Below are 10,893 nucleotides of genomic sequence, written 5' to 3'. Positions count from 1 at the left end.
AGTAAGCCCTCCTCAGCGCGTCCGGTTCAGGCGGCGCCGAGTTCGTCGTCGATGAACCGCAACAGCTCGTCGGCGGAGGCGGTCTTCAGCACCAGGCCCACGTCCGGTCCGTCGGGTTCGGCGTCCACGTCGGACCTGCCACGCCAATTCGACATCACGGCGTGCAACCGATCGGTAATCCGTGCCTTGACCGCGTCCTCCAGACCCGCCGCACCGGCCTGGGCGAACGAGCGTTCCAGCCGGTCCAGCTCGGCCAACAGCCCCGCGGCCGGGTCCACCTCGGCCGGGGCCAGCCCGGCCAGCAGGTGGTCGGTGAGCGCCGCGGCGGTCGGGTGGTCGAACACCATGGTGGCGGAGAGCTTCAGGCCGGTGGCCGCCTTCAGCCGGTTGCGGAACTCGACCGCGGTGAGCGAGTCGAAGCCCAGCTCGGTGAACGGCCGGTCGGGGTCCACCGCGCTCGCGCCGGCGTGCCCGAGCACGGCGGCGGCCTGTGCCTTGACGAACTCCAGCGCGGTGTGCCGTCGCTGCGGGCCGCTCTGGCTCGCCAGGTGGTCGCGCAGGGCGCCGGGCGACTGCGTCGCCTGTTCCACCGACCGTCGGGACGGGCCCCGCACCAGGCCACGCAGCAGCGCGGGCAGCAGGCCCGCCCGGCCCAGCTCGCGCAGCGCCGCCGGATCCATCGGCATCGGCACCAGCAGCGGCTCGTCGACCAGCTCCGCCGCGTCGTACAGCGCCATGCCCTGCTCCACCGACAGCTCCAGCAGGCCGACGCGGGCCATCCGGGCGCGGTCGTTGGCGTCGAGGTGCGCGGTCATCCCGCTCGCCTCGCTCCACAGGCCCCAGGCCAGCGAACGGGCGGGCAGCCCGGCCGCCCGGCGCCCCGCCACGAGCGCGTCCAGGAAGGTGTTCGCCGCCGCGTAGTTGCCCTGCCCGGGGCCGCCCATCGTGCCGGCCGCCGCGGAGAACACGACGAACTCGGCCAGCTCGGCGTCCAGGGTCAGCTCGTGCAGGTTGACCGCCGCGTCGACCTTGGGCCGCAGCACCGCGTCGACCTGCTCCGGGGTCAGCGCGGCGACCAGGCCGTCGTCGAGGACGCCCGCCGTGTGCACCACGGCGGTCAGCGGGTGCGCGGCGGGCACCCGGGCCAGGGTCTCGGCCAGCGCCGCGCGGTCCGCCGCGTCGCACGCCGCGACGGTGACCTCCGCGCCGTACGAGGTCAGCTCGGCCACCAGCTCGGCGGCCCCGGGGGCGTCCGGGCCACGACGGCTGGTCAGCAGGAGGTGCCGCACCCCGCGCCGGGTCACCAGGTGCCGTGCCAGCAGACCGCCGAGGGTGCCGGTGCCGCCCGTGACGAGCACCGTGCCGTCGGGGTCCCGCCGGGGCGGCGCGGTGAGCACGAGCTTGCCGACGTGCCGGGCCTTGGACATGAACCGGAACGCCTCCGGGGCGCGACGGATGTCGTACGGCCGCACCGGCAGCGGCGTGAGGTCGCCCGTCCCGAACAGGGCGACCACGTCGCGCAGGATCGCGCCGACCCGGTCCGGGTCGATGGCGAGCAGGTCGAACGCCTGGTAGGCGACGCCCGGGTGGTCGGCGGCGACCCGGTCCGGGTCCCGCACGTCGGTCTTGCCCATCTCGACGAACCGGCCGCCCGCGCCGAGCAGGCGCAGCGAGGCGTCGACGAACTCCTTCGCCAGCGAGTCGATCACCACGTCGATGCCGGCCGCGCCGAAGCGCTCCTCGAACTCCAGGGTGCGGGAGTTGCCGATGTGCGTGTCCGGCAGCCCCATCGCGCGCAGCGCGTCCCACTTGCCGGTGCTGGCGGTGCCGTACACCTCCGCGCCGAGGTGCCGGGCGAGGCGGACCGCCGCCATGCCGACGCCACCTGCCGCGGCGTGCACCAGCACCCGCTCCCCCGGCTTGAGCTGGGCGAGGTCGACAAGCGCGTAGTAGGCGGTGCAGAACGCGATCGGCGTCGACGCCGCCGTGGCGAACGACCAGCCCGACGGCACCGGCACGACCATCCGCGCGTCGGTGACCACCTCGGTGCCGAAGGCGCCGTAGAACAGGCCCATGACGCGGTCGCCGACCGCGACGGCGGTCACGTCCGGCGCGGTCTCGACGACCACGCCGGCACCCTCGCCGCCCATCACGCCGCCGCCGGGGTACATGTCAAGGGCGATCAGCACGTCCCGGAAGTTCAGGCCGGCGGCCCGCATCGCGATGCGCACCTGACCCGGCCCCAGCGGGCGCGGTTCCTCCGCCTCGGGCAGCAGCGCCAGGTTGTCCAGCGTGCCGCGTTCGGTGACGTCCAGCCGCCAGCGCTCGACCGGCGGCGCCGCCAGCGCGGGGCTGCTCGCCGCGCGGGCGAGCCGCGGGGCCAGCAGGACGCCGTCGCGGAGGGCGAGCTGCGGCTCGTCGGCCGCGACCGCCGCCGCGAGCGCCCGGTGCGGCTCGCGGTCGTCGACGTCGAGCAGGACGAAGCGGTCCGGGTGCTCGCTCTGGGCCGACCGGAGCAGGCCCCACACCGGCGAGCTGGGCAGGTCGGGGGCCGCCTCCTGCACGCTCACCGCGTCCCGGGTGACGACGACCAGCCGGGCGTCGGCGAACCGCTCGTCCGCGAGCCACTCGCGCAGCACCGCGAGGGTGTCGTGGACGACCCGGTGGGCCGCCCCGGCGGGGTCGTCGGCCGCGCCGGCCGCGCAGGGCAGCACGACCAGGGCGGGCGTCGGCGCGCCGTCGGCCATCCGGGCCCGCAGGGTCGCCAGGTCCGGGTAGGCGTCGGTGACGAGGCCGGCGTCCTGCGGCAGGGTGCACCCGCCGAGGGCCGCCCAGCGGGCGTCCGGCGCGGTCGCCGGCGCGGCGACCGGGGTCCACTCCAGGCGGAACAGGGCGTCGTGGTGCGTGCTCGGCTGCGCGGGGGCGCTGGCCTCCCGCAGCACCAGCGACTCGACCTCGGCGACCACGGTGTTGCTCTGGTCGGCGACGGTCACCGCGACCGTGTTCCGGCCGCGCGGACGCAGCCGGACGCGCAGCTCCGTCGCGCCGACGGCGTGCACGGAGACGCCGGTCCACTCGAACGGCAGCAGCGCCTCGGTGCCGCTGGTGACGAGCGCGAGCGGGTGCAGCGCGGCGTCGAGCAGCGCCGGGTGCAGGCCGTAACCGGCCGCCGTCCGGGCGGCCTCCGCCGGCAGGGCCACCTCGGCGAAGATCTCCTCGCCCTGCCGCCACACCCGGCGTACGCCCTGGAACGTCGGGCCGTACGTGAGACCGGCCGCGGCCAGGGTGTCGTACAGCTCGTCGGACGGGACCGGCTCGGCCGCCGGCGGCCACGCGGTGTCGAAGCCGCCCGCCGGCTCCCCGGGGGCGAGCAGGCCGACGCCGTTGCGCACCCACGGCGCCGCGTCGGTGGCGACCCCGTCCGGCCGGGAGTGGACGGTCAGCTGCCGCTGCCCGTTCTCGTCGGGCGCGCCGACGCGCAGCTGCACCTGGACCCCGCCCTTCTCGGGCAGCACCAGGGGCGCGGTCAGGGTCAGCTCCTCGACCCGGCCGCAGTCGACCTCGTCGCCAGCGCGGACCGCGAGATCCACGAGCGCGGTCCCGGGCACGAACACCTGCCCGCCGACCCGGTGGTCGGCCAGCCACGGGTGCGCGGCCACCGAGATGCGGCCGGTGAAGAGCAGGCCGTCGGTGTCGGCCAACGCGACCGCCGCGCCGAGCAGCGGGTGCTCGGTGGCGGCGAGCCCCAGCCCGGCCGCGTCGGCGATGGCCGTGCCGACGGCCGGCCAGTACCGCTCGTGCTCGAACGGGTAGCCGGGCAGCCGGACCCGGCGCGCGCCGTCGACCCCCCACGTGGGGTGCACGCCGTGCACGTGCGCCTCGCCGAGGGAGAGCAGGAAGCGCGCCAGTCCCCCCTCGTCCCGGCGCAGCGAGCCGACCACGGTGGCGGTGGCCCCCGCGTCGTCGATGACGTCCTGCACGCCGATGGTGAGCACGGGGTGCGGGCTGACCTCGACGATCGTGGTGACGCCCGCGTCGAGCAGGGCCCGGACGGCGGGCTCGTACCAGACGGTCTGGCGCAGGTTGCGGTACCAGTACCCGGCGTCCATCGCGACGTCGTCCAGCCACCGGTCGTCCACTGTCGAGTAGAGCGGCACCTCGGGCCGGCGGGGCTCCAGCCCGGCCAGGACGTCGCGCAGCTCCTCGTGCAGCTCCTCCACGTACGCCGAGTGCGACGCGTAGTCCACGTCGATGCGCTTGGCGCGCACGCCGTCGCGCTGGCACTCGGCCAGCAGCTCGTCGAGGGCGTCCAGCTCGCCGGCCGCCACCGTCGAGCGCGGCCCGTTGACGGTCGCCACGGTCACCCGGCCGTCGAAGCGCTCCAGCCGGTCGCGCACCTCGGCCACCGGCAGCGGCACGGAGACCATGCCGCCCTTGCCGGACAGGCGCAGCAGCGCCCGGCTGCGCAGGGCGACGACCCTGGCCGCGTCCGCCACGGAGAGCGCGCCCGCCACGCAGGCGGCGGCGATCTCGCCCTGGGAGTGCCCCACCACGGCGGCGGGCTCGACCCCGTGGGAGCGCCACAGCTCGGCCAGCGACACCATGACGGCGAACAGGACGGGCTGGACGACGTCCACCCGGTCCAACTCCTCCCCCTGCCGCAGGACGGCCTCCAGGGACCAGTCGACGTGCGGCGCCAGCGCGGCCTCGCACTCGGCCATCCGGGCGGCGAAGACCGGGGCGGTGTCGAGCAGCTCCACGGCCATGCCGATCCACTGCGAGCCCTGCCCGGGGAAGGAGAACGCCACCTTCCCCGGCGTGCCGGCGGCGACCCCGGTGGCCAGGTTCGGCGCGGGCTCCCCCGCGGCGAGCGCGGCGAGGCCGGCGCGCAACTCGTCGGCGCCGCCCACCACGACCGCGCGGCGCGGGTGGGTGGCCCGCAGCGACAGCGAGTACGCCAGGTCGCGGGGCGCCACCTCGGCCAGGAGCGGCTCGAGGTCGGCGGCCTGCCGGCGCAGCGCCCCGTCGGAGCGGGCGGAGAGCACGAGCGCGACCGGCCCGTCGTCGGGCGTCCGCTCGGCCTCGGGCGCCTCCGGTGCCTCCTCGATGACGAGGTGGGCGTTGGTGCCGCTGAACCCGAACGACGAGACGCCGCCGCGACGCGGTTGGCCGTTGCGGCCCCACGGCTGCGGTTCGGCGAGCAGCCGCACCCCGCCCGACCAGTCGACGTGCGCCGTCGGCTCGGCGACGTGCAGGGTCCGGGGCAGTTCGCCGTGCCGCAGCGCGAGCACCATCTTGATCACCCCGGCGACGCCGGCGGCGGCCTGGGTGTGCCCGATGTTCGACTTCACCGAGCCCAGCCAGAGCGGGCGCTCGGCGGCGCGGTCCCGGCCGTACGTGGCGAAGAGCGCGTCGACCTCGATGGGGTCGCCCAGCGTGGTGCCGGTGCCGTGCGCCTCGACGACGTCCACGTCGGCGGTGGAGAGCCCCGCGTCGGCCAGCGCCTGCCGGATGACCCGCTGCTGCGAGGGGCCGTTGGGGGCGGTCAGCCCGTTGGACGCGCCGTCCTGGTTGACCGCGGTCCCGCGTACCACGGCGAGGACCTCGTGGCCGGCGGCGAGCGCGTCGGAGAGCCGCTCCAGGACGACCACGCCGATGCCCTCGCCCCAGTTGGTGCCGTCCGCGCCGGCCGCGAACGCCTTGCAGCGCCCGTCCGGGGCGAGCCCGCGCATCCGGCTGAACTCCAGGAACGCGCCCGGCGTCGACATGGCGGTGACGCCGCCCGCGACCGCCATCGCGCACTCGCCCGAGCGCAGCGCCCGCACCGCCAGGTGCATCGCCACCAGCGACGACGAGCAGGCGGTGTCCACGGTCACGGCCGGGCCCTCCAGCCCCAGCACGTACGAGAGCCGACCGGAGAGGATGCTCGCGGCGTTGCCGGTGGCCATGAAGCCTTCCGCGCTCGCCCCGGCCGCCCCGGTGATCCGGGCGTAGTCGACGTTGTTGGCGCCGACGTACACGCCGGTCGCCGTGCCCCGCAGCCCGGTCGGGTCGATGCCTGCGTCCTCGAAGGCCGCCCAGGACGCCTCCAGCACCAGCCGCTGCTGCGGGTCCATGGCCTCCGCCTCGCGGGGGCTGATGCCGAAGAAGGCCGCGTCGAAGCCCGGCAGGTCGGCGAGGAAGCCGCCCTCGCGGACGTAGCTGGTCCCGGAGTGCTCCGGGTCGGGGTGGAACAGGCCGTCGAGGTCCCAGCCGCGGTCGGTGGGGAACGGGCCGATGCCGTCGCGCCCCTCGCGCAGCATCGCCCACAGCTCCTCGGGCGAGCTGACGCCCCCGGGGAAGCGGCAGCTCATGCCGACGATGGCGATCGGCTCGTCGGCGGCGACGGTGCCGACGACCACCTCGGTGCGACCGGTCTCCAGCAGGTGCTCGGCCAGCGCGACCGGGGTCGGGTAGTCGAAGGCGACGGCCGCGGAGAGCCGTACGCCGGTGGCCTCGACCATCCGGTTGCGGAACTCCACGGCGGTGACCGAGTCGAAGCCCAGTTCCTTGAACGCGGAGGCCGGCTCGACCGCCTCCGGGCCCGCGTAGCCGAGCGTGAGCGCGACCTGGGTGCGGACCAGCCCGACGACGTGGTCGAGGCGGTCCGCCTCGGGCAGGTCGGCGAGCCGGCGGGCGAAGTCCGACGAGGTGGAGGTCTCGGCCGGCTCCTCGTCGGCGACGGCCTCGGGGATGGTGTCGAAGAGCCGGCTCGGCCGCAGCGCGGTGAACGACGGCACGAAGGTGGCCCAGTCCACGTCGGCGAGCACGACGTCCGTGTCCCCGGCCGCCAGGGCCGTACGCATGGCCGCGACGGCCCGCTCCGGCGCCATCGGCGCCAGGCCCCGCTTGCGCAGCGAGGCCGAGATCTCGTCGTCCACCAGCGTGCTCTCGGCCCACGGTCCCCAGGCGAGGGCGGTGGCGACCTGCCCCCGGGCGCGCCGTGCCTCGGCGAGGGCGCACAGGTGCGCGTTGCCGGCGGCGTAGGCGGCCTGGCCGCCGCTGCCCCAGACCCCGGCCACGGAGGAGAAGAGCACGAACTCGTCTAGGTCGCGATCCGCGAAGATCGCGTCGAGGTGGGTGGCGCCGGCGACCTTGGCGGAGACGACGTCGGCGTACTCGGCGAGGTTCATGTCGACGATGCCGGTGAGCTGGGCCAGCCCCGCCACGTGCACGACGGCACGCACGTCGGGGTAGCCGTCGACGACCGCCGCCAGGGCAGCCCGGTCGGCCACGTCGCAGGCGACGACGTCGACCTGCGCGCCCAGTCCGCGCAGCTCGTCGAGCGCCTCGGCGGGGGCGGTGCCGCGCCGGCTCAGCAGCACGAGCCGCTCGGCGCCGTGGCGCGCGTACAGGCGGGCGGCCTCGATGCCGAGGGTGCCGGTGCCGCCGGTGATCAGCACGGTGCCGGACGTGCCGCGCCAGCGCGGGGCGCCGGTCGCCGGCGCGCGGTGCAGCCGGCGGACGAACACCCCGTCCGGGCGCACCGCGACCTGGTCCTCCCCGATGCCGGCGAGCACGTTGGCCAGCGCGGCGGCGGCGCGCCCGTCCAGCTCGGCGGGCAGGTCGACCAGGCCGCCCCAGGTGTCGGGCAGCTCCAGCGCGGCGACCCGGCCGAGGCCCCACACCTGCGACTGGGCCACGCCGGTCACCGGGTCGGCCGGGGAGGTGGCGACGGCCCCCCGGGTGAGGCACCACAGCCTGGTGCCCCGCCCGGCGAGCGCGCGGATCAGGTCGAGGGTGGCGGCGGCGCCCGCCGGGACGCCGGGGTGGCCGGGCAGGAACGCCTCGTCGAGCGCGAGGAGGGAGACCACGCCGGCCGGTTCCGCGTCGAGGTGGCCGGCCAGGTCCGCCGGGCCGGTGGTGACGACCGTGGCGCCGTGCGCGGTGAGCGCGTCGGCCACCGCTGCGCCCGCGTCGCCCGGCGCCGCCGGGTCGGCGACCACCAGCAGCCAGGTGCCGGTCAGCGCCGCCGGGGTGCCGCCGGGGCGGCGCTCCCAGCAGGCCTCGTAGCGCCAGCGGTCCAGCGCGGAGCGCTCCTGCCGTCCCCTGCGCCACGCGGAGAGCGCGGGCAGGACCGACGCCAGGGGCGCCTGCGGGTCCACGTCGAGAGTGGTGACCACCGTGTCGAGGTCACCGCTGTCCACCGCCGCCCACAGGCCGTCGTCGTCGCCGGCCTGGCCGGAGCCGGCCGGGTCCACGCTGTCCTGCCAGAAACGCTCGTGCTGGAAGGGGTACGTCGGCAGGTCCACCCAGGACCGTCCGGACCGGCGGTAGAACGCCTCCGGGTCCAGCGCGACGCCCCGGGTCTCCAGCCGCGCCAGCGCCTCCACCAGGGCACTCGGCTCGTCGCGGTCCCGGCGCAGCACCGGCGCGGCCAGCACGTCGCCGTCCAGGCAGTCCGCCGCCATGGTGGCGAGCACCGAGTCCGGGCCCAGTTCGAGGAACGTCGTGGCGCCGGTCGCGGCGGCGGCGCGTACCGCGTCCGCGAAGCGTACGGTCGTGCGGACCTGCCCGACCCAGTAGTCGGGCGTCGCCAGCTCGTCGCCCGCGGGCGCGCCGGTGACCGTCGAGACCAGCGGGATCGTCGGCGGCGCGTACGAGATCGTCTCGGCCACCGCCCGGAACTGCGCGAGCATCGGGTCCATCAGCGGCGAGTGGAAGGCGTGCGACACGGTCAGCCGCCGGGTGCGGCGGTCGGCGAACCGCGCGGCCACCGCCGCCACCGCCTCCTCGGTGCCGGAGACGACCACCGAGTCCGGGCCGTTGACGGCGGCGATGTCGGCGTCCGCGCCGAGCAGCGGCGCGACCTCGTCCTCGGTGGCCTGTACGGCGAGCATCGCCCCGCCCGCCGGCAGCGCCTGCATCAGCCGGCCCCGGGCGGCGACCAGGCGGGCCGCGTCGGCGAGCGTGAACACCCCCGCGACGTGCGCGGCGGCCAGCTCGCCGATCGAGTGCCCGGCCAGGACCGAGGGGGTGACGCCCCACGACCGGACGAGCCGGTAGAGAGCCACCTCGACGGCGAACAGGGCGGGCTGGGTCCAGCCGGTCAGGTGCAGGTCCTCGGTGTCGAGGACGTCGCGCAGCGGCCGGTCCAGGTGCGGGTCCAGGGCGGCGCACACCTCGTCGAACGCCGCCGCGAACTCCGGGTACACCGCGTACAGCCCGCGGCCCATGCCCAGCCGCTGCGCGCCCTGCCCGGAGAAGAGCATCGCGACCCCGCCGTCGGCCACCCGGCCGCGGACCAGGTTGGTGGCCTGCTCGTCGCGGGCCAGGGCGCCCAGGCCGGCGGCCAGTTCCTCGGCGGTGCCGCCGAGCACCGCGGCCCGGTGCGCGAAGCGGGACCGGGTGGTGGCCAGGGCGTAACCCAGCTCGGCCGGTTCCACCTGCGACACCACGGCGGCGAGCCGCCGCGCCTGGTCCCGCAGCGCGTTGGTGTCGCGGGCGGTGAGCAGCAGCGACGTCACCGGCGCGGCGGCCGGCTCGGGCACGGCGGCGGCGTCCGGCGCCTGCTCCACGATCACGTGGGCGTTGGTGCCGCTGAACCCGAACGACGAGACCGCGGCCCGGCGCGGCTGCCCGGTCTGCGGCCACTCGGTGGCGGCGGTCAGCAGCCGTACGTTGCCGGCCGTCCAGTCGACCTGGTCCGACGGCTGCTCGGCGTGCAGCGTCGCGGGCAGGACGCCGCGCCTGATCGCCTCCACCATCTTGATGACCCCGGCGACCCCGGCCGCGGCCTGGGTGTGGCCGATGTTCGACTTCACCGAGCCGAGCCAGAGCGGGTCCTCCCGGTCCTGGCCGTACGTGGCGAGCAGCGCCTGCGCCTCGATCGGGTCGCCCAGGGTCGTGCCGGTGCCGTGCCCCTCGACCACGTCGACCTGGCGCGTCGACAGGCCCGCGTCGACCAGCGCGGCCTCGATGACCCGCTGCTGCGACGGCCCGTTGGGCGCGGTCAGCCCGTTCGACGCGCCGTCCTGGTTGACCGCAGAGCCCCGTACGACCGCCAGGACGCGGTGGCCGTGCTCGATCGCGTCCGACAGCCGCTCGACCAGCAGCACGCCGGCGCCCTCGGCGAACCCGGTGCCGTCGGCGTCCGCCGAGTACGAGCGGCACCGCCCGTCCGGCGACAGGCCACGCTGGCGGGAGAACTCGACGAACGTCAGCGGCGTCGCCATGACCGAGACGCCGCCGACGAGCGCGAGCGTGCAGTCGCCCCGGCGCAGCGCCTGGATCGCCAGGTGCAGCGCGACGAGCGACGACGAACAGGCAGTGTCGACGGTGACCGCCGGCCCCTCCAGCCCCAGCGTGTAGGCGACCCGGCCGGAGACCACGCTGCCGGAGCTGTTGCTGCCCGCGTAGTCGTGGTACATCAGGCCGGTGAACACGCCGGTCGGGCTGCCGGCGAGCGAGGTGGGGTCGATGCCGGCGCGTTCCAGGGTCTCCCACGCGACCTCCAGCAGCAGCCGCTGCTGGGGGTCCAGGCCGACCGCCTCGCGGGGGCTGATGCCGAAGAACGTGGGGTCGAAGTCCGCCGCGTCGTACAGGAAACCGCCGCGCGAGGTGTAGGAGGTGCCCTCCCGCTGCGACTGGGGGTCGTACAGCGACTCCAGGTCCCAGCCGCGGTCGGTCGGGAACGCGCCGGTGGCGTCGGTTCCGGACTCCACCAGCCGCCACAGGTCCTCGGGGCTCGTCACGCCGCCGGGGTAGCGGCAGGCCATGCCGACGATCGCGACCGGCTCGTGCGCGGACGCCTCCACCTCGTGCAGGCGCTGCCGGGTCTTCTGCAGGTCGACCGTGACCCGCTTCAGGTAGTCCCGGAGCTTGTCCTCGTTGGCCACTACGGTCGCCCTCCTC

At 76.3% G+C, this 10,893-nt stretch carries 1 protein-coding gene; it reads right to left on the bottom strand.

Annotated features, from left to right (window positions below; all coding sequences use genetic code 11):
• Nucleotides 1–26 precede the first annotated feature (26 nt).
• Complete coding sequence (locus tag OG989_RS13580) at nucleotides 27–10,877, bottom strand: type I polyketide synthase (RefSeq protein ID WP_327030694.1); 10,851 nt, start codon at nucleotides 10,875–10,877, stop codon at nucleotides 27–29.
• Nucleotides 10,878–10,893: the final 16 nt, after the last annotated feature.

This window comes from Micromonospora sp. NBC_01740 (assembly GCF_035920365.1).
GTDB lineage: Bacteria > Actinomycetota > Actinomycetes > Mycobacteriales > Micromonosporaceae > Micromonospora > Micromonospora reichwaldensis.
Note: the sequence above shows the minus strand (reverse complement) of the source record. Positions and strands in the feature narration are given on the sequence as shown.